Genomic DNA, 22,090 nt, shown 5'->3' on the forward strand with positions numbered 1-22,090 from the left:
AGCTTAATCAGAATGTGAATGGTGAGGTAATCGACAGGTGGAAATACGTTTGCTCGGAGTGACAGATGCGCCCGCCATATCTGCTTTTTATTTATCTAATGAAGAGCACCTGAAGCGCTGGGAGCCCATTCGTGAGCCAGGTTTTCACAGTTCCGGGTCCTGGATTCGACGCATAAGCTCTGGAGGAATTTTAAAGTTTGCTGCATTAGAGTCCGGGTGTGATCAGTTACTGGGTGTTTGCTCCTTGACGAATATCATCCGAGGCCCATTTCAGGCCTGTAATATGGGATATGCAGTTGACCAGTCCCACGAGGGGCGGGGCTTAATGGGGAGCTTGTGTCGTCATGTCGTTGATTATGCTTTTGACACCTTAAATTTGAATAGGGTGATGGCTAACTACATGCCTGGCAACGATAGGTCGGCTGCTCTACTGGAGGCACTGGGCTTCGTTGTCGAGGGTAGGGCGGCAAAATACCTGAAGATCAATGGATGCTGGGAGGATCATATCCTCACGGCAAAGCTAAACCCCAGATCCTTGGATATTTAATGATGTTCGTTGAATGAGACGCCAAATGGCATTTACTTCACTGTGTGTCTATAGGAGTCTTGGGTAGGACTGAGATATTGTTGCTAACCTATTGCGATTTCATGGACGACTTCGAATAACAGTTTTGCGGAAGGAGAAAGGGATGAATGGGAAGTGCCTATGCGGTGGGGTTGAGTTCCAGCTGGAAGAGCCAATTCCAAACCTTTACCAATGCCATTGCTCGCTCTGCCGCAAATTGAGTGGTTCCGCCTCGGATACGGCCATGTTTATTAGCCGGGATCAGTTTCGCTGGGTGCGGGGCTTAGACAGAATCTCTTCATTCCGGACTCCTACGGGCTATCGATCTGACTTTTGCAGTGGATGCGGAAGTACAGTTCCTCACTTAATGAGTAATACAACGCACTTCTGGGCGCCTGCTGGATTGTTGGAAGGGGATATCGATGGGAAAGTCGTGGCCCATCTTTGCACAGAATCCAAAGCATCCTGGGATGAAATTTCTGGTGAAGCGGAGTGCTTTAACGAAATGCCGGAGCTGGAGCGATTGATGCATCTATTGCATGGCGGCGAAGAAACGGTGGATGGGGAATGGGAGGAGAGCCAGGCGGCTTCAGCTGAAGTTTAAAAACCCAAACTCTTTTCTAATTAGCACAAACAAAAAAGCCCCGCTCTTGCGAGCAGGGCTTTTTTGTATATGGCGGACCGGACGGGACTCGAACCCGCGACCTCCGGCGTGACAGGCCGGCATTCTAACCAACTGAACTACCGGTCCGCATTCCTGCTTCTCTTGGTTGCTCTTGCCGGGCAAGAGTAAGAGAAGTGGTGGGTGGTACAGGGGTCGAACCTGTGACCTACGGCTTGTAAGGCCGTCGCTCTCCCAACTGAGCTAACCACCCCGTGTCAGGAGCTGCGTATCATAATGATTTTTTTACTTAGGTCAACAACTTAGGGAAGTTTTTCTAAAAAAGTTTGCGCCTGGCTTTAAGTGTGAGAAGCGGGTGTGTATTTGAAGAAATTGCTGCTCGTCTATTGGCAATATTTGGTAATAAAACAGGGTGCTACTTTCATTGCCCCGGTTTTCTATAAATTTTGTTAGTCGGTCTGCACAGTTTGTGGTGGGGAGTGGGGAGGTGGTTGTGTATTGAAAAGTGGTTTTGAATTTTTCATATACAAAAAAGCCCCGCTCTTGCGAGCAGGGCTTTTTTGTATATGGCGGACCGGACGGGACTCGAACCCGCGACCTCCGGCGTGACAGGCCGGCATTCTAACCAACTGAACTACCGGTCCGCATTCCTGCTTCTCTTGGTTGCTCTTGCCGGGCAAGAGTAAGAGAAGTGGTGGGTGGTACAGGGGTCGAACCTGTGACCTACGGCTTGTAAGGCCGTCGCTCTCCCAACTGAGCTAACCACCCCGTGTCAGGAGCTGCGTATCTTAATGATATTTTTTTTGCGGTCAACAATTTTGTTGGAAGATTTTTAAAAATTTTTTTAAGAATAAAAAACACCCAAAAGTTGTTTAAAAATTAATTAATTAGAGGATTTTTTGAGGGCTTTTTAAGTTGTTTTTATCGGTCAAAATCAGCTGCGTAGAAATTCAGAAAATAAAAATTCAGGCTGGAGAAAATTGTTGCAGGAAAATTTTGTCGGCACTGCGCTCGCACTATTTTTTTACGCTGAGATTTGGTTGTTTTTTTGTGGCTCTTTCAAATTTCCAGCGTAAGCAACTGAAAATAAAATGTTAGAAAAATGAAAAGATGTGAGGCACAAACAAAAAAGCCCCGCTCTTGCGAGCAGGGCTTTTTTGTATATGGCGGACCGGACGGGACTCGAACCCGCGACCTCCGGCGTGACAGGCCGGCATTCTAACCAACTGAACTACCGGTCCGCATTCCTGCTTCTCTTTGGTTGCTCTTGCCGGGCAAGAGTAAGAGAAGTGGTGGGTGGTACAGGGGTCGAACCTGTGACCTACGGCTTGTAAGGCCGTCGCTCTCCCAACTGAGCTAACCACCCCGTGTCAGGAGCTGCGTATCTTAATGATATTCTTCGTGGCGTCAACGCCTTTTTTGAATTTTTTTTTGTCTTTCAATGAGTTAACGCGCTTTTGTGTGAATTCGTGGGCGTGTCCGCCGGGGGGTGACACTGTTATAATCGCCCCAATTCCCGTTAGTTAGAGCGTGAGAAAAGCTGTGACACAGAAGACCTGGCTGGCCCAACTTGTACTGGCATTCGGTATGTTTTGCCTGTCCATCGCTGCACATGCGGTAGTGGAGACACAAAAATTGTCCTCTCCCGAGCTGGATGTAAGGTATCGCGTGCTTATTGAAGAGATGCGCTGCCCCAAATGTCAAAACCAGAACCTGGCAGACTCCGATGCGTCTATTTCCTCGGACTTGCGTCGTGAAATCCGCCGTTTGCTGGAGGAAGGATTTACGGACCAGGAAATCGTTGACTACATGGTGGCCCGCTATGGGGATTTTGTGCTCTACCGCCCACCTGTTCAGAAAAATACCTTGATCCTGTGGTTGGCTCCGGGAGTTTTTGCCGTTTTCGGGCTTCTGGCCTTGATTGTGATCGTGATGCGCTCAAAAAGTGGTACCGGGGTTCGCCAAGATGACGGCAGTGGGGAACTCACTGATGATGAGCGGCGTCGATTAAAGCAGTTGTTGGGAGAAGGAGCTGTAGATGAAGGTGATAGCGGGAAGGAAGGTAAATGATTGATATCTGGTTTGGTGTAGCCCTATTGCTACTGTTGGTAGCTTTTGTATTTCTGATTCCTGCTTTGAGAGCTGCAGGCAGACGTCGCAGCGGTAGTAGCAAGCGAGAGGCTATGGCAGCGCTCTACCGGGAGCGCAGTAAAGAACTTCGCGCTGCGGTGCAGAGCGGTGCAATGGATGAAAAGCAGTTTGCCCAGCTGGAGGCAGATCTCGCGCGGGAACTGCTGGCGGCTCAGCAGGAAAGTCAATCTGGTGAAGCCAGGCAGGGTGGCGGCCGATTGCTAATCGGCCTGGCGGTTTTGGTGCCTGCAATTGCAGCAGCTGCCTACGGGTTTTCCGACCGACCGTCCGAAGTAGCTTTGTATCGCGATATGGTGGCGAGCCAAGGTGGGCACACCTCTTCGGAGGAAGAGGCAAAAATCACCCGTCAGTTGCAGGAGCGGGCTAAAACTCATCCAGATGATCTTAGTAGTCGCTATATATTGGCGCAGCGGCTACTGGTGAGTGGCGATTTGGCTGGGGCGGTAGATTCCTATCGCTATGTTGTGGCTCGCGAGCCACAGGCGGCCAACGTTAAGGCTGAGCTGGCACAAGCGCTATTTTTTGCTGGCGGTTCCAAGATTACCGATGAAATCCGCTCCTTGATCAAGCAGGTGTTACAGGTGCAGCCATCCAATGGCACTGTGCTGGGCTTGGCGGGTATTGCCGCTTTTGAAGATGGGGACTACCGCAAGGCTCGCCAGCATTGGCAGCTAGCACTTAGCCAGCTTCCCCCAGGATCTGCAGCAGCAGAGGCGCTTCAGGCTGGCGTTGCCAGGGCCGAAAGCGCTTTGGCAGACAGCGGTGAGGCTGTAGCGGTGCAGGCAAAGGTAGAAACGAAAGAGAAAGGCCCGCAGATTCGAGTTCAGGTCAGTTTGGGGGAGGGAGTTGAAGCTCCAGAATCTACCCCGGTATTTATCTATGCACGCAGTGCTGCGAGCCCGATGCCTCTGGCTATCGTGCGCCTCACAGCTGGACAGTTACCGGCAGAGGTTGTGCTGGATGAGTCCCGAGCAATGATGCCTGGAAGCTCCATCGCCACCGTTGACTCTGTGCAGTTGGTGGCGCGGCTTGCCATTAAGGGAGATGCGCGTCCGGCTCCAGGGGACTGGCAGGGAATGATTGGTGAATTGCCTAAATCACGCTGGAGTGAAACTCAGTCAATAGCCATCGATAGTCAGCTGTAACTGGCTGTGACTGTCGAAAATGAGGTCACAGTGTAAGCTGTGGCCTCATTTTTATTTGCGGCCGGATGGCATTCTTGCGTCTAATTGGCCTCAAGCTCACATTGCCCCGATGTTGATGAGTTCTATTGGGGCAAGTTGGCATTTGGTAGCGATCGTCATGTTTGACTTGACCGCTGCTTGGTCGGATTGATAATCCCGACTGAACATTACTGTGAAGAATAGCGCTGAATGCTCTGGCGACACCAAGTAAAATTGAAGGTTTGGTGTCCCGCCCAGCAGAGAAAAATATCGAGTTTATAAATACATGCGTCTGAAGTGCATCAAGCTAGCGGGCTTCAAGTCTTTTGTTGACCCTACCACTGTCTATTTCCCGACAAACCTCAACTCGGTGGTGGGTCCCAATGGCTGTGGTAAATCCAACACCATCGATGCGGTGCGCTGGGTAATGGGGGAATCCTCCGCAAAGAACCTGCGCGGCGATTCGATGACGGACGTTATCTTCAACGGCTCCAGTGGCCGCAAGCCCGTGGGGCAGGCCTCGATTGAGTTGGTATTTGATAACTCTGAGGGCAAGCTTTCTGGAGCCTATGCCTCTTTCTCGGAGATTTCCGTCAAGCGCAAGGTAACCCGGGAAGCACAGAACACCTATTACCTGAATGGCGAGAAGTGCCGCCGCCGCGATGTAACCGACCTCTTCTTGGGTACCGGCCTGGGCCCGCGCAGTTACGCCATTATTGAGCAGGGCATGATCTCCAAGTTGATCGAAGCCAAGCCCGAAGAGCTGCGCGTCTATATCGAAGAGGCCGCCGGTATCTCCAAATACAAGGAGCGCCGCCGGGACACCGAAAACCGGATGAGACGGACTTCGGAAAACCTTGAGCGCCTCACGGATATCCGCGATGAGCTGGATCGTCAGTTGTCCCGACTGGAGCGACAGTCCGCAGCAGCGGAAAAATACAGCCGATTTAAAGAGGAAGAGCGCAGCCACAAGGCTAACTTACAGGCACTCAAATACCGCGAACTGGATGACCAATCCAAGGCCAAGCAGCAACAAATAGGTGAGCTTGAACTCACCGTTGAAGAGCTGGTTACCCGCCAGGTCACCTGTGACACAGGCATTGAGCAAAAGCGCGTGGGGTACCACGAGCTATCTGACAGCTTTAACGAAGTCCAGGGGCGCTTCTACGCCGTCGGTGGAGATATCGCCCGCTTGGAGCAGAGCATTGCCCACGCCCGTGAGCGCTCTACTCGCCTGCATTCCGATTTGGCGCAAACCGAACAAGAATATCGAGAGGCAGAGACCAACCTCGAAGTGGATCGCGAAAAAGCGGCCCAGTTTGAGGAGGAGCTTGAGATTATTCTGCCGGACCTGGAGATGGTCTTGGCAGCAGAAGAGGAATCTGCTGCTGCGCTGCTCGAATCTGAAGAGCAGATGCGCAATTGGCAGAACGAGTGGGACCAGTTTAACCAGGGTGCCTCTGGCTCCCGTCAGAAAGCTGAGGTGCAGCAATCCCGCATTCAGCACTTGGAAACTTCTGGCCAGCGGCTGCTGGAGCGGGTCAACAAGCTATTGGCGGAGCAGTCCGGCCTCCAGGTCTCTGACGACGATGAAGAGACGCTGCAGTTGAACGAGCAGATGGCCGAGCTGGAAATGCAGGCTGAAGAACGCCGCGAGGAAGCGGCAGAGCGTCGCGAGTCTCTGGACAGTCTCCGTGTGCAGGAGCGGGAGCTGGCTACCGAACTCGATCAGTTACGCTTGCAGCTGCAAACCGGGCGCGGCCGTCAGGCGTCTCTGGAAGCCTTGCAGCAAGCTGCTTTAGGGCAAGGCAAGGCAGTTGAGAATTGGCTGCAGCAGCAAGCCCTGGCTGACAAGCCCCGGCTCGCCGACCAGATTAAAGCCCAACCCGGCTGGGAAACCGCAGTTGAAACTATCCTCGGTCCCCAATTGCAGGCGGTATGTGTTGAGCAGCTCGAGTCCGTGGCTGAAGGATTGGCGGCACTGGAAAGCGGTCAAGCGGTTCTGATCGATAACAGTGCTGTAAATAGCAGTGCGAAGGGAGTACTTCCTTCACTGCAGGATATGGTTCAGGGGCCGGCCTCTCTCTCCGGCATCTTGGCGGGAATTTATACCGCAGAGGATTTGACAGAGGCGCTGTCCAGGCGAGCGAGTTTGCAAGCTCATGAGTCTATTGTGACTCGCGATGGGCTCTGGCTCGGCCCTAACTGGTTGCGAGTGAATCGCGCCAGTGATGCAGAGGCCGGGGTCCTGGCGCGCAAGCAGGATCTTGAAACCCTGGGGCAGGAGTTGGCCCTGTGTGAGGAGCAGATAGAGAGTATTGCCGAGCGACGCGAGTCCCTGCGCACGCAAACGGTCGATCTCGAGCGCTCCATCGAACAAGCTCGCAATGAGTCCGACCAGCTCGGGCGTCGCGAGGCAGAGCTGCGCAGCCAGTTGTCCGCCCGACGGGCGCGTGCGGAGCAGATGAATGAGCGCCGTATCCGAATTGAGCAGGAAATCGGTGAGGTGCGTGAGCAGCAGGAGTTGGAAGGGGAGTCCCTGTCGGAAGCTCGTCTAATGCTGCAGGAAGCTGTCGAGGCGATGAGTGATGATACCGATCGTCGCGAAACGCTAATGGCACGCCGGGAGGAATTGCGCGAAGCTTTGGATGCCGTGCGCCAGCGCGCGCGGGAGGACAAGGATCGCGCCCATGAGCTGGCTATGCGCGAGCAGTCAGTGCGCACCCAGATGGTGTCTCTCGAACGCACTTTGCAGGTGATGAGCGAGCAGCTGGAAAGGTTGCGCAGTCGTCGTCAGCAATTGCAGGAGCAAATGGAGGAGACCCAGGACCCCTCCCAGGATTTTCAGGCTGAGTTGGAAGAAAAACTCGGCGAGCGTATTGAGGTGGAAACGGAACTCGCCGATGCGCGCAAAAAGCTGGAAGAAGTGGAGACCGGCCTGCGTGAGCAGGAACAGGAGCGCCACAAAGTGGAGGCGGCTCTTCAGGGGGTGCGCGCGCAGCTTGAGCAGGAGCGTCTCGCTGCGCAGACATTGGAAGTGCAACGAAACGGATTGGTAGAGCAGCTGCGCGAGAGCGAGCACGATATCGATCAGCTGCTCGAGCAGTTACCTGGCGATCTGACGATTAAACAGGTACAGGAAGATTTGGAATTGGTAGCCGCGCGTATCTCGCGCCTCGGGCCGATTAACCTCGCCGCTATCGATGAATACAAGCAGGAGTCTGAGCGCAAGAACTACCTGGATCGCCAGCATGGGGATCTGATGGAAGCGCTGGAGACCCTGGAAAATGCAATTAAGAAAATCGACAAGGAAACGAGAACCCGCTTCAAGGAAACTTTTGATCAGGTAAATGCGGGCCTGCAGGAACTCTTCCCGAAAGTTTTCGGTGGTGGTAATGCCTATCTGGAACTTACCGGTGAAGATCTGCTCGATACTGGTATCGCGATCATGGCCCGCCCGCCGGGCAAGCGCAACAGCACAATCCATCTGCTCTCGGGTGGAGAAAAAGCGCTGACGGCGATCGCATTGGTATTCTCGATTTTCCGTCTGAATCCAGCACCTTTCTGTATGTTGGATGAGGTGGATGCTCCCCTTGACGATGCTAACGTTGGTCGTTACGCACGAATGGTTAAAGAAATGTCAGAACACGTTCAGTTCATCTATATTACCCACAACAAGATCGCAATGGAGATGGCGGATCAGTTGCTGGGGGTTACCATGCACGAGCCGGGTGTATCCCGACTGGTGTCGGTGAATGTGGAAGAAGCAGCCGAGCTGGCTTCTGCATAAGGGCGTAAAGGGAGAGGCGCTAAAAAATGGATAACTGGCTGGTTACAATCCTGGTTGTCGTTCTGCTGGTCGTTGTGGTCGATGGCATACGCCGGGCGATCTTGCGGCAGCGCGCGGCAGTTAAGGTCTCCCGCAATCTGTCGCGGGCCATGCAATCTGAAGTAAAAAATGAAGCTGACCCGGTCTCAGAAAAGGCTGAAGAAGAGCCCCCGGTCCGCAAACCTCCAGAGACGCGGGAGCCCAAGCCCGCAAACAGCGAATTGCCCGGGCAGGCTCGCGTTGTTCAGCGCCGCCCGCTAGAGGATGCGCTACATGTGAATCGCCAGGTGCAGGAGAGCTTTATTTCCTCGCGCAAACCGCTCGCTGGCAGCAATCCCCAGAGGAGTCCGGAAGAGCAGGGTATCCTCGATTTGGAAGAGCAAGTCCCCACTCTGATGGAGTCGGTCGGTGAAGAGCAACGCTATGAGCCTGCATTAGATGAGGCTGAAAGCCTAAATGCGATGGATAGTGCTCACAGTCCTGAGCATGAAGCGGTGCATGAGGATTCCCAACCCGAGCGATCTTCTCAGTCTCCAAGCTCTGGCAGTGTTGGTGAAGGTGCTCCCACCCGTGAGGTGCTGGTGATTAATGTAATGGCGCCAGAAGGGGATTACTTCGAGGGTAATGACTTACTTCGGGTAATGGTTGCCTGTGGCATGCGCTTTGGTGAAATGAATATTTTTCACTACCATGAGCACGGCGGTGCTGATGGGGCAATTATCTTTAGTCTCGCCAATATTGTTGTGCCCGGCGTTTTCGACCTGGCCCAGATGGAAGAATTTGCCACGCCGGGTGTTAGCTTGTTCCTGACGTTACCAGTGGAAGGCGAGGCGATTAAAGCTTTCGATCAACTGCTTTCCACCTCATACAAAATTGCCGAGCTGCTCGGTGGCGAATTGAAGGATGAGAATCGCAGTGTATTTACCGCGCAAACGGCGGAGCATTATCGTCAGCGGGTTGTGGAGTACCAGCGCCGCAGGACTTTAGCGATGGCGCAAAGCTAACTCGCAATCTCTAAATAATTGTTGCCATTTTTAATGCGGCCCGGGATGCCGGCTGATTTTCATTTTGGAAATTAGCCGTAAGCTCGGGCCGTATTTGCATGTAAAATCGAAATAATTTTCTAACTATTATTTTTATTCACTCGAATTGCTGATGACTCATCAAACTATTTCCCCTCAAGTACGCGAACGTGTTCAGGAATTACATGAAATCCTCCAGCGTGCGAATCACCAATACTATGTGCTTGATGATCCCGAGTTGCCGGATATTGAGTACGACCGGCGCCTGCGCGAGTTGCAGGACTTGGAAAGTGAATTCCCTCAGCTACTGACACCGGATTCTCCCACCCAGCGGGTAGGCGCAGAGCCGCTCTCCTCTTTTCAGGAAGTTCGCCACGAGGTGGCGATGTTGTCTTTGGATAACGCCTTCAATGATGAAGAGTTGCTGGAGTTTGACCGCCGGGTGTGTGAGCGCCTCAACAGTAAAGGACCGGTGGAATACGCCTGTGAACCCAAGTTAGACGGTATCGCTATCAGCCTTTTATATCGCGACGGAGTACTTGAGCGAGCTGCAACGCGCGGCGATGGCACCACCGGTGAAGATATCACCCAGAATGTACGCACCGTGGGATCTGTACCTCTGCGTTTGCGTCAAGCAGATGGTATTGAAAAGTATCCGGGTCTATTGGAGGTGCGCGGCGAAATCTATATGCCGAAAGCGGGCTTTGCCGAATTGAATCGCAAAGCGGCTGAGGCGGGCGAGAAGCTTTTCGTAAATCCTCGAAATGCCGCTGCCGGTAGTTTGCGTCAATTGGACTCCCGCATAACAGCGCAGAGACCGCTGGAATTGTGTGTTTATGGCACTGGCCTTGTAGAGGGCGGCGAGCTGCCGGAAAAGCACGTTGAGACTTTGCAGTTGCTGGGGCATTGGGGCTTCCGTACAAACCGGGAGATGCGCGTCGCTAAGGATATTCAGGGCTGCATCGATTACTACCGGGAAATCGGCGAGAAGCGCGAGGACCTCGCTTATGATATCGACGGTATTGTTTTTAAGGTCAACAGTATTCCCCTGCAGCGCCGTCTCGGCTTTGTTGCCCGCGCACCCCGTTGGGCCATGGCCTATAAGTTTCCTGCTCAGGAGGAAATGACTGAATTATTGGATGTTGAATTCCAGGTAGGGCGCACCGGTGCGGTTACCCCGGTTGCTCGCCTACAACCGGTGTTTGTCGGCGGGGTTACCGTTTCCAATGCAACTCTGCACAATCGAGATGAGATCGAGCGCCTCGGCGTACAGGTGGGTGATACCGTCATTATTCGCCGTGCCGGAGATGTTATCCCGCAGGTGGTTTCTGTAGTGGAGAGCAAGCGCAAGCCGGGTGGCCACGCTATTGAATTCCCTACGCATTGCCCGGTATGCGGCTCGCCGGTGGAATCCACGCCCGGTGAGGCGGTGGTCCGTTGTAGCGGTGGCCTGATTTGTAGTGCCCAGCGCAAGCAGGCCATCAAGCATTTCGCTTCGCGCAAAGCGATGGACATTGATGGGCTGGGAGACAAGCTGGTAGAGCAGCTGGTAGATGAGGACTTGTTACATTCGGTGTCCGGTCTCTACCACCTCACCTTGGAGCAGGTGGCGGGACTTGAGCGAATGGGGCAAAAGTCTGCCCAGAACCTCCTCGATGCACTGGAGCGCAGTAAAGAGACCACGCTGCCTAAATTCCTCTATGCCCTGGGTATCCGAGAAGTGGGTGAGGCCACTGCGCGCAATTTGGCGCGGCACTTTGGCGAATTGAATCCGCTAATGTCGGCAGATGTCGAGGCTTTGCAGGAAGTTGAAGATGTGGGCCCAGTGGTCGCTCATTTTGTTGCTGAGTTTTTTCAACAGCCTCATGCCCAAGAAGAGGTGGAGGCACTGCAGCAGGCGGGTGTGCATTGGCACGCGGAGGAGAGTGACGAGCAGGATCAGCCCCTGGCAGGGGAAACCTGGGTGCTCACCGGCAAACTGGAAACCCTGTCCCGCAGTGAAGCAAAAGACTACTTACAGAGGCTGGGTGCGAAAGTCGCAGGAAGTGTTTCCGCCAAGACCGGCACTCTGGTTGCCGGGCCAGGCGCTGGCTCAAAATTGACCAAAGCGCAGGAACTGGGTATCACAGTTATGGATGAAGAGGCGCTTCTGGATATGCTGCGCGAAAGGGGCTTTGAGATTTAGTCCTGGTATTTTAGGCGGGGCACCATTAGTAACTGAATAGCCGAACTTTTGAGCACTTTGCAGGTTCGTGTTTTGTTTTGTGGCTTTCTGGTCGCTTCGCCGTTAAAGTTGATGCCTTAGATCTGTTTTGCCCTGGGTACCTGATGTCCAGTGGCACTGTGGTAAGGAATGGAATTAATGCTTCAGGGCGATCAGGAATCCATCGTTTACGGATGTATCAAAGACAGCAATAGCCTCGCTGGCGGCAGCGATCGGCGCAGGGTGAACCGCAATGCTGTGCTCGCCCTGCCCAGTGCTGATGAATGGCCATTCCTGTGCCGGGATATGTTTGCTATTCCCACCATTAAAGTGAAGCAATCCCAGTATCAAACCGATGTTATCCACTTTGGCGCTTCCTATCGGGCGGTAGAGTACGAGTGGGATTTGTGGATACAGAAGTTTGAAGAGTTGCTGAAGAGTATGTATTGGGTTTCGGCAACTGTGCATTTGGAAACTGAGCTTTCCGGCGTTCACTCTTTCAGTTGGGAGTCCGCTGGCCTCTATCACGAGCCTGGCAGCGGCGATATGCAGGTTCGCTGCGAATGGACCCAAGAGGGTCGGGTGAGTATCTGATTTTTCTGGCCCGGTTGGCCCGGGCCTTCTCTTGCCTAATTGCCGCAAAGCAGATTTAAATAAGTAGCGCTGTCACAAATCCTATCTCTCTTTTTCTTTCCGCAACTATATTCCCTGATAGTCTCTGGAACTGAAACTTTGGTCTGTTAAAGTGTCTTTGCCGAACGGTACCAAGGTGCCGCGGCCGAGAAGCTGTAAAGCCAGATTATAAGAATTGGCGCGATCTGGGCGCCCTATCAGGAAGGAATACACATGATTAAATCCAGTTCTCTGCTGTTTGCCAGCGCACTGATGTTGTCGCCGCTGTTACATGCGTCTGAGCACGAAAGCAAAATGGATATGAGCAGTAAGGCCCCAGCAGATGCCAAGGTCTATATTATCTCGCCGAAAGATGGAGAGAAGGTGCCCCAGACATTTACGGTGAAGTTTGGTTTGTCTGGTATGGGTGTGGCACCGGCGGGTACCAATCAAGAGAATACCGGCCACCATCATCTGCTGATTGACGTGGATGATATGCCGGATATGAGCAAGCCTTTGCCGGCGAGTAAGAACATCATTCACTTTGGTGGTGGGCAAACCGAGACTCAAGTTACCTTGCCACCCGGCAAGCATACGCTACAACTGGTTCTGGGCAACTATATGCATGTGCCACATAAAGAGCCTGTGATGTCCAAGAAAATTACCGTCGTGGTCGAGTAGGGCTGCAGCGGCTAAATAACCTTCTGTCGATGCATTAAGCGCATCTGGGGAGAGTGAAATGGGTGGCGAATTCCGCACTGAAAAGGACAGCCTGGGCGAAGTTCAGGTGCCGACTGAGGCGATGTATGGCGCGCAAACCCAGCGCGCCGTGGAGAATTTTCCTGTCAGTGGTCACGGCTTGCCGGCAGAGTTTATCCGCGCCATTGTGTTGATAAAGAAATCTGCTGCGGAGGCCAACCGGGACTTGGGGTTGTTGGATAAAGCGCAGGCTGAGGCCATTATCAATGCCTGCGACAGTCTCGGTGATGAGGAGTATGCCACTCATTTTCCCGTCGATATTTACCAGACAGGTTCTGGTACCAGCTCAAATATGAATGTTAATGAGGTGCTCGCCCACCTCGCAGAAAAGCATAGTGATCAAACCATCAGCCCCAATGATCACGTGAATATGAGTCAGAGCAGTAATGACGTGGTTCCCACCGCAATCCATGTGTCTGCCCTGCTTGCAGTGCGCGACACCCTGCTGCCTGCGTTGCGCCATTTGCACACTGGCTTGTGCGACAAGTCCACGGAGCTTGAAAGTATTGTAAAAACCGGTCGCACCCATCTGATGGATGCAGTGCCTATGACAATGGCGCAGGAAGTTGGAGGCTGGGCTGCACAAATAGAGGCGTGCCGGGAGAGAATTCGCGCGGTAATGCCTCGGCTTGCCCAGCTGGCTCAAGGCGGTACGGCGATTGGCACCGGGCTCAATGCTCACCCGGATTTTGCCGAGCTGTTTGCACAAAAAATCAGCGCCCACACATCTCATCAGTTTCGCCCGGCAGAGAACTTTTTTACCGCAATTTCCAGTCAGGATACGTCGGTGGAATTGTCCGGGCAGCTCAAGGTGTTGGCAGTTTCCCTGATGAAAATTGCCAATGATTTGCGTTGGATGAACAGCGGTCCGCTTGCTGGCCTCTCCGAAATCGCCCTGGAGGCCTTGCAGCCAGGGAGCAGCATTATGCCGGGCAAAGTGAACCCGGTTATTGCTGAATCAGTTACTATGGTTTGTGCCCGGGTGATGGGTAATGACACCACAGTGACCGTGGCGGGACAGAGCGGCAATTTTCAATTGAATGTTATGTTGCCTTTAGTAGGCAGTACGCTGCTGGAAAGTATTAACCTGCTCGCGAATGCATCGACCCTATTGGCTGATCGAGCCGTTGCCAGTTTCGCGGTGAATCGGGCGCATATTGAGGGAACCCTGGGCCGCAACCCCATTTTAGTGACCTCCCTTAACCCAGTGATTGGCTACCTGAAAGCGGCGGAGATTGCCAAGGCCGCCTATGCCAGCTGTAGGCCAGTGCTGGATGTTGCTGTTGAAATGACGGACCTGGATAGAGAAACGCTTGAGGAATTGTTAGATCCCGCCCATTTGGCCAAGGGTGGGCTGATTAGCTAGGGGCAAAAAAGGCGATTCCCAACAGTATTAACGATATAATGGCTGTCAGGCACATAAGCCAGTGCAAAAGCCTTAACAGCGTGGCTCGATCCTCTGGTTCCAGCATTCTTCTGCTCATTGGTGCCTCCTGCGGCGTTGACAGGAACCGGCCAATCCCTCACGATTCGACGCCGCGTCGGTACTGGGTGCCGACAATACAATGGTAGCGCCACAAAATGTGGCAGTCTCACCTGTTTTGAAAATCAATGTATCCAGATCGTCATGGCTAAAAGAAGTCGCCGCTCCTTTATTACCAGTGTCCTCGCCTGTGTCGCCTTTGTAGTGGCGGCAGTCTACAGCTGGGACCTGCCCGTTAAGGATGTTGTCACCTATTTCATTCTTCTGTTGGTGATATTGCTTGTCATCATTGCTCTGGCGTTTGGGTGCGGGGCTTTATTGAATTGGTTGCGCAGGCGTAAATAATAGATGGCGTCAACGGAAGAGGATATTCGCATCCCTATCGCCTACCTCGAGCGACTGCTCGAAGAGGCGACCAAACACGGGTGTGATCGCAAGGAGCTTTTGGCTTCTGTCGATATCGATGAGTCTGAATTGCAGGGCGTATCCGCATTTTCAGCAGTGAAGTATGGCCGCTTGTACCAGCGCGTGATGTGGCTGGCGCAAAATGAGTGGTTTGGCATGCTTAGCGGTGGAAGGGTCCGTTCCGGGTCTTTTCGCTTGTTGTGTCTGGCGGTGGTGAATTGTGCAACCCTCCGCCAGGCGATTACGCTCTGTGCCGAATTTATGGAAATCTGCCGAGGTTTTAAGGTGAAGCCGGTACTCGGAGAAGGTGGCCATGGGCGCGAGCGGGTTGAAATTTGCGGGATCAGTTCGCTGGGCAAGGGCGAATTTGAGCAGCTGCTGAATAACACGAGCCCCAGTGTGGTGCGTACAACTCTAGCGGTTTGGCACAGGTTTTATTGCTGGCTGGCAGGGCGGGAGATTCCGCTGGCCAGGTTGCACTTCTCATTTGCTTGCCCGGAAGAGTTTCGCAGTCTCGCGCAAAGCGAGGCCAATGAGTTGTTATTTGAGCAACCGTTTAATGCGCTCGAATACGATACCCGCTACCTGGAATACCCTGTGGTGCAAAGCCCGCAGATGGTTGAGGACTTTATTCGCACCGCTCCTTACCACCTGGTGATCAGCGACGGCAGTGCCAACAGTATCAAAACCAAAGTAAAAACCATTTTGAACCGGGATGTGAGCGAGTCCATGCCTGCCGCTGAGGCGGTGGCGGAGAGGCTCAATATGTCGGTCACCACGTTGCGACGTCGTCTTCAGCAGGAGGGTACCTCCTACCAGAAGCTCAAAGACGAATGTCGGATGGAAGCGGCTTTTCACTACCTCAGCTGCCCGGATCTTTCCAATGGGCAGATCGCAGAGATGCTTGGGTTCGATGAATCCAGTGCTTTCTTCCGCGCCTTTAAAAAATGGACGGGAATTACGCCAGGCGAGTATCGCCGGGGTGGTCGCGCTGCAGCTGGCCTGGATATTTGACTGGGCCAGTCACCTTTTTTCATCCTCTCGCCTCGATTTGTCACCGCTTTGGACGGGTTTGGCCATAGAGGGGGCTGCTCGCTTACTACTATGATGAACCAATCTTAGAAATTAGTCATAAATATGACTGGATGGTTTTGCCTCCGGTCCCAAACATAAGCGAATTGAGGTTATCAGGATGACCGATATCAAAATGCCACTGCGTGATTTGCGTTTCGTAATGCGCGAGATGCTGGACTCAGAAAAGCATTATGAGTCACTTGGATATGAGGAGGCTACTCCTGATGTCGTGGATGCCATCCTGGAAGAGGGTGCAAAGTTTTGTGAAAACGTTATTGCACCGCTGAACCAAATTGGCGACCAGCAAGGTTGCACCTGGAAAGATGGTGAAGTTACTACCCCGGAAGGCTTTAAAGAAGCCTACCAGCAGTTTGTAGAGGGTGGCTGGGCTGCACTGCCTCACGATCCTGAGTACGGTGGCCAGGGCCTGCCGCCCTCGCTCGGCACTATCATGAGCGAGATGGTTGGCACCGCCAACTGGTCCTGGGGCATGTACCCCGGTTTGTCCCACGGTGCCATGAACACCCTGGAAGAGCACGGTACTGAAGAGCAGAAGCAGGTTTACCTGACCAAGCTGGTTGAAGGTAGCTGGACTGGCACTATGTGTCTGACCGAGCCTCACTGTGGTACCGATCTGGGTATTCTGCGCACCAAGGCCGAGCCAAATGACGATGGCTCCTACGCGATTACCGGCACCAAGATCTTTATCTCCGCCGGTGAGCACGACATGACTGACAACATTGTTCATATCGTACTCGCCCGCCTGCCAGACGCACCTGCTGGCACCAAGGGTATCTCCCTGTTTATCGTACCCAAGTTCCTGCCGAACGCTGACGGCTCTGCTGGTGAGCGCAACGGTGTGGTATGTGGTTCCCTCGAGCACAAAATGGGTATTCACGGCAACGCCACTGCAGTGCTGAACTTTGACGGTGCTAAAGGCTTCCTGATCGGCGAACAGAATAAAGGCCTGAGCTATATGTTCACCTTTATGAACACTGCGCGCCTGGGCACTGCTCTGCAAGGCCTGGCTCACTCCGAGATCGGTTTCCAGAAGTCCCTGGCTTATGCAAAAGATCGCCTGCAAATGCGTTCTCTGTCCGGCGTGAAAAACCCGGAAGGCCCGGCTGACCCGATTATTGTTCACCCTGACGTGCGCCGCATGCTGATGACCCAGAAAGCCTTCTCTGAAGGTGGTCGTATGCTGGTTGTTAAGTGCGCACAGCTGGTTGATATCACTCACAAAGGCGATGCTGACGCGAAGAAAGCCGCTGACGATATGCTGGCGTTCCTGACGCCGATTGCAAAAGCATTTTTGACAGAAGCTGGTTTCGAATCTGCCAACCTGGGTATGCAGTGTTTCGGTGGCCACGGTTATATTGCCGAGTGGGGCGTGGAGCAGAACGTACGTGATGCGCGTATCTCCACTATCTATGAAGGCACCACTGGTATTCAGGCTCTGGACCTGTTGGGTCGTAAGGTTCTGATGACCCAGGGTGAATTGCTGCGCGGTTTCACCAAGCAGGTTCACAAATTCTGCCAGGCGGAAATTGATAACGAAGCACTGGCGCCATTCGTTGCTAAGTTGCAAGAGCTGAACAAACAGTGGGGCGACCTGACCTTGCACGTTGGCGGCAAAGCTATGGAAAACCCAGACGAAGTAGGTGCTGCTTCCGTAGATTACCTGATGTTCTCCGGCTACACCGTACTGGCCTTCCTGTGGGCACAGGCGGCTAAAGTTGCCAATGAAAAACTGGCAGCGGGCACTGGAGAAGAAGATTTCTACAAGGCGAAAATTACTACCGCGCGTTTCTTCTTCGAGCGTATCCTTCCTCGCACTTCCAGCCACGCAACGTCCATGTTGAGTGGAGCAGGCAACTTGATGGAATTGGATGCCGAGCATTTTGCATTCTGATCCCGCTCTGAAATTAAAACCGCCGGCAAATGCCGGCGGTTTTTTTGTGAGTAATAAAGCGGCTTAAACGGAGAATTTCCGATGCAATTGCCGGATTCGGTTCAAGAGCGCCTGTGTCACTTAGCTTGTTCGTACCCGCTGGCTCGGGTACAGTTCCGGCTGCCAGATGCCTGTGACTTCTATGTTTATGTCACCGAAGTATCTAAAAATTACAAAGTGATTTCCGAATTTGGTCAGACTGATAATCCAGAACTAACATTGGAAATGGAAAACAGCACTCTCAGTGCTATATTGGACGGTCAATTAAGTGGGCGTCACGCCTTCCTTTTGGGGGATGTTCAATATTCTGGAAATCGCGAGTTGGCCGCAGCATTGGCAGGTTTATTTCCTGCGAATAGTGAAGAGGGAGATCGGTAAAGAGAGGTTTTAAACCTTCTTTTTCACCATCTCAAAGATACTACAAACAATAAATAAATTCTCGCTCGCCCAGAGATATGGCAGCTTTCGCCTATGGAGACGGAAGGTGTGGGCAAGCGACGACAACAATCAGGAATGGGAGAAGAGAGTTGGACATTGATCGCAGCATACTTGATGTCTTTAAAGGCGCTTGCGCCAAATTCGGTGACCGGCCGGCTTTCACATGCCTGGGGCGTACACTTTCAATCAATGATATTGACACGCTAAGTGGAAAATTCGCCTCTTATTTACAAAATCATACCGACTTGAAGCCCGGTGATCGCATCGCTGTCCAGCTGCCCAACGTGCTGCAGTACCCAGTAGTTGTTTTTGGTGCACTGCGCGCAGGTCTGGTTGTAGTAAATACCAATCCGCTGTACACGCAGCGCGAGCTTAAGCATCAGCTGAATGATTCAGGGGCCAAGGCTCTGGTCGTACTGGCGAATATTGCCGATACCGCTGCTGCGGTGGTTGCTGAAACCGATGTAAAACAAGTTATTGTTACTGAGATTGCGGATCTGCACAGTCCGCTGAAGCGTACCTTGATCAACAGTGTGGCAAAGTACGTTAAGAAAATGGTGCCCGAATTTTCGTTTGCCAATGAAGTTAGCTTCCGCGATGCCATGGCAAAAGGCGCTGAGCGTCCTCATAAGGATGTTGAGCGCACCAAAGAAGATATTGCGGTTCTGCAGTATACCGGCGGTACTACCGGGGTTGCCAAAGGGGCAATGCTAACAAATGGCAATCTGGTTGCGAATATGGAGCAGGTTCGTATCGCATTTGCCAGTGGTATGAAAGAAGGTGAGGAGTTCTATATTGCACCTTTGCCTCTTTACCATATCTACGCATTTACCATCCACTGCATGTGCCTATTCTCCACGGGCAACCACTCGTTGTTAGTGCCCAACCCGAGGGATATTCCGGGTTTTGTGAAGATGCTGAAAGGCCTGCGTTTCACCGGATTTGTTGGGCTCAATACCCTGTTCAATGGCCTGATGCGCAACAAGGATTTTGCTGAACTGGACTTCAGCAAATTGCACTCAACAGCTTCTGGTGGCATGGCATTAACTCGCGATACGGCTAAGCGCTGGGAGGAAATGACCGGCTGTATGATCATGGAAGGTTACGGTATGACTGAAACCTCCCCGGTTGTTTCATTTAACCCTACTGATGGTGTTCAGCTGGGCACAGTGGGTGTTCCTGTTCCCGGTACTGAGGTCAAGGTTGTCGATGAGAATGGCAATGACCTGCCAAACAACTCTCCTGGCGAGCTGTGCGTGCGCGGACCTCAGGTGATGAAAGGCTACTGGCAGCGTCCGGAAGCGACAGCGGATACCATCGACAGTGAGGGTTGGTTGAATACCGGCGATATGGCTGTTATTCAGGATGATGGTTACATCAAAATCGTAGATCGCAAGAAGGACATGATTATTGTGTCCGGTTTCAATGTATATCCCAATGAAATTGAAGACGTGATCAGCGCGCATCCGAAGGTCACTGAAGCTGCCGCTATCGGTATCCCGGATGAGAAAAGTGGTGAGCAGGTGAAGCTCTTCCTGGTGAAGGCTGATCCATCTTTGACTGAAGATGAAGTTGTCGCCTACTGCCGTGAGCATATGACGGCTTACAAAGTGCCGAAGCATGTGGAGTTCCGTGAGGACTTACCCAAAACTAATGTGGGTAAAATCTTACGCCGCGAACTTCGCGATGAAGAGTTGAAAAAGCTTGAGGCTACTAGCGCTGCTTAAGTCGCTATTTAGCTAAAGAGCTCATTCGCATAAAAGGCCCTGCTGGAGACAGTGGGGCTTTTTTATTGGTTTTGATTCAGGGAGAGGCACCTGCAGCTAATGCAGGGTTGATGTTTGGGGTGGGAAGTTTGGTGGCACCGAGGAGGTGCCACCAAGGAAAAGCGGGATATTTATCCTGCTTGGTTATTTGCGGCTTTCGGCACTGGCGTCGCGAATAGCGCGGAACTCATTGCCTTCATACCAGTTGGGCCAGTCGCGGCTGTTCGCCAGCTTCAGGCCCAATTGCAGGCCCAGTTGCAGATTCATAGCGGCGCCTTTCAGGTTCCAGTTGGGGTCGTACTCATCTCCCGGCTTGTGGTAGTGCTGGCTGAGATATTTCTTGTCCTTGGATTGTGCCCACTCCCGGCCGTGCTCATGGTTTTCGCTACCGGAATCAAAATACAGCATTGGCACGCCTTCTTTTGCCAGGCTGAAATGATCTGAGCGATAGAAGTAGCCGCGTTCCGGGTGCTCTTCAGCAGCCAGATAGCGGCCCTGCTTTTTGGCGGCTGCTTCTAAGAGATTTTCCAGCTCGCTGCTGCCGAAGCCTACGACGGTGATGTCTTTGGTGGGGCCCAAGACATTCATAGCGTCGAAGTTAAAGCCGGCAACCGTCTTTTCCAGAGGTTCAACTGGGTTGGCGGCATAGTATTTGGAGCCGAGTAAACCGGACTCTTCAGCAGTTACTGCAACGAATACCAGGGAGCGATCAGCTTGATCCTCTTTCACTGCTTGGGCTGCAAGAGCAAGTAGTCCAGCGGTACCGGTGGCATTGTCCACTGCGCCATTGAAGATATGGTCTTCGCCAGAAGCGTTTCTGTTGACCCCTAAGTGGTCCCAGTGGGCAGTGTAAACAATGGTTTCATCTGCGTACTTTTTGCCGGGTAACTTAGCAATAACATTGCGAGAGTTGGACTTCTCAAGGCTGTTGCTGAGTTCGATGCTGGCTTTGAGTTCCAGTGACTTAGGCTTGAATCCCGATGCTTTTGCCGCTGCCATTTCTTCGGCCAAATCGAGACCCGCTGCCTGGAACAGATCCTTCGCTGCCTGGTTAGTGATCCAGGCCTCAATCGCCACGCGATCGATATTCTTGTTTTCTGCTTCAAGGCTTACCTGGGCGCCAGACCAGGAGCCGCTCACTACTTCCCAAGGGTAACCGGCAGCGCCATTCTCATGGACAATAATGGCCCCTGCGGCGCCCTGACGGGCAGCTTCTTCAAACTTGTAGCTCCAGCGACCGTAGTAGGTCATGGCATTGCCATTAAATAGAGCCTCATCTTGGGTGGCATAGCCGGGGTCATTCACCAGAATGACTGCGGTTTTGCCTTCCATATCCAGACCTGCGTAGTCATTCCAGTTGTTTTCTGGAGCTACGATGCCGTAACCGACAAAAACCAATTCGCTTTCATTGAGGCTGGATGCGCTGGTTTGGCGCTGGGTAAACGCGACCATGTCGTCAATAGGTTTTAGAACCTGGCCTACACCCTCGCCCTGAATAGTAAGGGGAGTGGATTGAATATCCATCTCTACAATGGGGACTTCCTGGAACCAGCTGGGGTTACCGTCGGAATCTACGGCACCAGGGGTAAGTCCGAGCGCCTTAAATTGCTCTGCCAGATAGTTTACCGTCAGCTCCTCACCTTTACTGGCGGGAGCGCGGCCTTCGAATTCATCGGAGGCCAATACGGCGACATGCTTGTGCAGGTCGGCAGCGACAGTATCAATTTGAGCCTTCTCAGCGGCTTCTAGATTGAGCTTTTCAGTGCTGTGCTCGATATGTTCTTTATGGGAGTGCGCTTGTGAGCTGACTTCTTCGTTGCCCTTGCTACAACCGCTGATAACACCGCCGATGGCTATAGCCAAGCCAAGGCGGCGCCAGGTGGTAGGAATTCGCATAATTTTGTCCTGACAGTCTTGTTAGGAGGCAGATTATGCCTGATCTTGTCTTAACTAACGACATATCAGCGATCAGTGGAGAGTAGAGTGTGGCTGGGCCCAGAGCTATATTCCCGTTTTGGTAATTTAGTTGAATATGGTGACAGGGTTT

16 protein-coding genes and 6 tRNA genes are annotated in these 22,090 nt (G+C 52.7%); 15 read left to right on the forward strand and 7 right to left on the reverse strand.

Annotated features, from left to right (window positions below; genetic code table 11):
- Positions 1-37 precede the first annotated feature (37 nt).
- Both ACJJI5_RS08905 and ACJJI5_RS08910 read left to right on the forward strand, forming a co-directional pair.
- Entirely contained in the window at positions 38-547 is a 510-nt protein-coding gene (locus ACJJI5_RS08905; RefSeq protein WP_444894356.1) for a GNAT family N-acetyltransferase, read from the forward strand.
- A gap of 142 nt (positions 548-689) precedes the next feature.
- Positions 690-1,169 carry a GFA family protein gene (locus tag ACJJI5_RS08910; RefSeq protein ID WP_445356056.1) on the forward strand — a complete coding sequence of 160 codons (480 nt, stop codon included), beginning with the start codon at positions 690-692 and terminating at the stop codon, positions 1,167-1,169.
- 70 nt (positions 1,170-1,239) lie between these two features.
- On the opposite strand, the gene ACJJI5_RS08915 is transcribed toward ACJJI5_RS08910, so the two are convergent.
- From ACJJI5_RS08915 to ACJJI5_RS08940, 6 genes are all read right to left on the reverse strand, one after another.
- Positions 1,240-1,316, reverse strand: a tRNA-Asp gene (locus ACJJI5_RS08915).
- Between the two features lie 48 nt (positions 1,317-1,364).
- Positions 1,365-1,440, reverse strand: a tRNA-Val gene (locus ACJJI5_RS08920).
- A 314-nt stretch (positions 1,441-1,754) separates the two neighbouring features.
- Positions 1,755-1,831 (reverse strand) — tRNA-Asp (locus tag ACJJI5_RS08925).
- A 48-nt stretch (positions 1,832-1,879) separates the two neighbouring features.
- Positions 1,880-1,955 (reverse strand) — tRNA-Val (locus ACJJI5_RS08930).
- A 396-nt stretch (positions 1,956-2,351) separates the two neighbouring features.
- A tRNA-Asp gene (locus tag ACJJI5_RS08935) sits at positions 2,352-2,428 on the reverse strand.
- Positions 2,429-2,477: 49 nt separating this feature from the next.
- Positions 2,478-2,553: transfer RNA gene (locus ACJJI5_RS08940), tRNA-Val, on the reverse strand.
- Positions 2,554-2,729: 176 nt separating this feature from the next.
- Between ACJJI5_RS08940 and ACJJI5_RS08945 the strand changes: the two genes are divergently transcribed.
- The 13 genes from ACJJI5_RS08945 to ACJJI5_RS09005 all read left to right on the forward strand — a co-directional run bounded on the left by ACJJI5_RS08945 (position 2,730) and on the right by ACJJI5_RS09005 (position 20,004).
- On the forward strand, positions 2,730-3,257 hold the full coding sequence (locus ACJJI5_RS08945; RefSeq protein WP_445356057.1) for a cytochrome c-type biogenesis protein: 528 nt from the start codon (positions 2,730-2,732) through the stop codon (positions 3,255-3,257).
- Positions 3,254-4,483, forward strand: coding sequence for a c-type cytochrome biogenesis protein CcmI (gene ccmI / locus ACJJI5_RS08950; RefSeq protein WP_445356058.1), 1,230 nt, complete (start codon positions 3,254-3,256; stop codon positions 4,481-4,483). Before ACJJI5_RS08945 ends, ccmI begins: the two co-directional genes overlap by 4 nt.
- A gap of 304 nt (positions 4,484-4,787) precedes the next feature.
- Complete coding sequence (gene smc, locus ACJJI5_RS08955; protein ID WP_445356059.1) at positions 4,788-8,291, forward strand: chromosome segregation protein SMC; 3,504 nt, start codon at positions 4,788-4,790, stop codon at positions 8,289-8,291.
- 26 nt (positions 8,292-8,317) lie between these two features.
- Positions 8,318-9,334, forward strand: a complete 1,017-nt coding sequence (zipA, locus tag ACJJI5_RS08960) for a cell division protein ZipA (protein ID WP_444927360.1) — start codon at positions 8,318-8,320, stop codon at positions 9,332-9,334.
- Positions 9,335-9,485: 151 nt separating this feature from the next.
- Positions 9,486-11,537 carry an NAD-dependent DNA ligase LigA gene (ligA, locus tag ACJJI5_RS08965; protein ID WP_445356060.1) on the forward strand — a complete coding sequence of 684 codons (2,052 nt, stop codon included), beginning with the start codon at positions 9,486-9,488 and terminating at the stop codon, positions 11,535-11,537.
- A 177-nt stretch (positions 11,538-11,714) separates the two neighbouring features.
- Positions 11,715-12,149: a hypothetical protein gene (locus tag ACJJI5_RS08970; protein WP_282933471.1), complete on the forward strand. Its 435-nt coding sequence runs from the start codon at positions 11,715-11,717 to the stop codon at positions 12,147-12,149.
- A gap of 252 nt (positions 12,150-12,401) precedes the next feature.
- A complete protein-coding gene (locus tag ACJJI5_RS08975; RefSeq protein WP_282933470.1) occupies positions 12,402-12,848 on the forward strand; it encodes a DUF4399 domain-containing protein in 447 nt (148 codons plus the stop codon).
- Between the two features lie 58 nt (positions 12,849-12,906).
- A complete protein-coding gene (locus ACJJI5_RS08980; protein WP_413665142.1) occupies positions 12,907-14,292 on the forward strand; it encodes a class II fumarate hydratase in 1,386 nt (461 codons plus the stop codon).
- A 261-nt stretch (positions 14,293-14,553) separates the two neighbouring features.
- On the forward strand, positions 14,554-14,754 hold the full coding sequence (locus ACJJI5_RS08985; RefSeq protein ID WP_282933468.1) for a hypothetical protein: 201 nt from the start codon (positions 14,554-14,556) through the stop codon (positions 14,752-14,754).
- 3 nt (positions 14,755-14,757) lie between these two features.
- Positions 14,758-15,828, forward strand: coding sequence for an AraC family transcriptional regulator (locus ACJJI5_RS08990; protein ID WP_282933467.1), 1,071 nt, complete (start codon positions 14,758-14,760; stop codon positions 15,826-15,828).
- Positions 15,829-16,006: 178 nt separating this feature from the next.
- A complete protein-coding gene (locus tag ACJJI5_RS08995) occupies positions 16,007-17,800 on the forward strand; it encodes an acyl-CoA dehydrogenase C-terminal domain-containing protein (RefSeq protein ID WP_413665143.1) in 1,794 nt (597 codons plus the stop codon).
- A gap of 81 nt (positions 17,801-17,881) precedes the next feature.
- On the forward strand, positions 17,882-18,217 hold the full coding sequence (locus ACJJI5_RS09000) for an SCP2 sterol-binding domain-containing protein (RefSeq protein WP_282933465.1): 336 nt from the start codon (positions 17,882-17,884) through the stop codon (positions 18,215-18,217).
- 149 nt (positions 18,218-18,366) lie between these two features.
- Positions 18,367-20,004 carry an AMP-binding protein gene (locus tag ACJJI5_RS09005; protein ID WP_413665144.1) on the forward strand — a complete coding sequence of 546 codons (1,638 nt, stop codon included), beginning with the start codon at positions 18,367-18,369 and terminating at the stop codon, positions 20,002-20,004.
- 183 nt (positions 20,005-20,187) lie between these two features.
- Here the strand turns inward: ACJJI5_RS09005 and ACJJI5_RS09010 are convergent, their stop codons facing one another.
- Complete coding sequence (locus ACJJI5_RS09010) at positions 20,188-21,939, reverse strand: M28 family metallopeptidase (RefSeq protein WP_445356061.1); 1,752 nt, start codon at positions 21,937-21,939, stop codon at positions 20,188-20,190.
- Between the last annotated feature and the right edge of the window lie 151 nt (positions 21,940-22,090).

Source organism: Microbulbifer maximicatervae (SeqCode) (genome assembly GCF_052467955.1).

Bases quoted from the DNA above. Each gene is read 5' to 3' on its own strand.
- ACJJI5_RS08910 (WP_445356056.1), top strand. From the start codon at position 690: ATGAATGGGAAGTGCCTATGCGGTGGGGTTGAGTTCCAGCTGGAAGAG.
- ccmI (WP_445356058.1), top strand. From the start codon at position 3,254: ATGATTGATATCTGGTTTGGTGTAGCCCTATTGCTACTGTTGGTAGCT.
- smc (WP_445356059.1), top strand. From the start codon at position 4,788: ATGCGTCTGAAGTGCATCAAGCTAGCGGGCTTCAAGTCTTTTGTTGAC.
- zipA (WP_444927360.1), top strand. From the start codon at position 8,318: ATGGATAACTGGCTGGTTACAATCCTGGTTGTCGTTCTGCTGGTCGTT.
- ligA (WP_445356060.1), top strand. From the start codon at position 9,486: ATGACTCATCAAACTATTTCCCCTCAAGTACGCGAACGTGTTCAGGAA.
- ACJJI5_RS08970 (WP_282933471.1), top strand. From the start codon at position 11,715: ATGCTTCAGGGCGATCAGGAATCCATCGTTTACGGATGTATCAAAGAC.
- ACJJI5_RS08975 (WP_282933470.1), top strand. From the start codon at position 12,402: ATGATTAAATCCAGTTCTCTGCTGTTTGCCAGCGCACTGATGTTGTCG.
- ACJJI5_RS08980 (WP_413665142.1), top strand. From the start codon at position 12,907: ATGGGTGGCGAATTCCGCACTGAAAAGGACAGCCTGGGCGAAGTTCAG.
- ACJJI5_RS08985 (WP_282933468.1), top strand. From the start codon at position 14,554: ATGGCTAAAAGAAGTCGCCGCTCCTTTATTACCAGTGTCCTCGCCTGT.
- ACJJI5_RS08990 (WP_282933467.1), top strand. From the start codon at position 14,758: ATGGCGTCAACGGAAGAGGATATTCGCATCCCTATCGCCTACCTCGAG.
- ACJJI5_RS08995 (WP_413665143.1), top strand. From the start codon at position 16,007: ATGACCGATATCAAAATGCCACTGCGTGATTTGCGTTTCGTAATGCGC.
- ACJJI5_RS09000 (WP_282933465.1), top strand. From the start codon at position 17,882: ATGCAATTGCCGGATTCGGTTCAAGAGCGCCTGTGTCACTTAGCTTGT.
- ACJJI5_RS09010 (WP_445356061.1), bottom strand. From the start codon at position 21,939: ATGCGAATTCCTACCACCTGGCGCCGCCTTGGCTTGGCTATAGCCATC.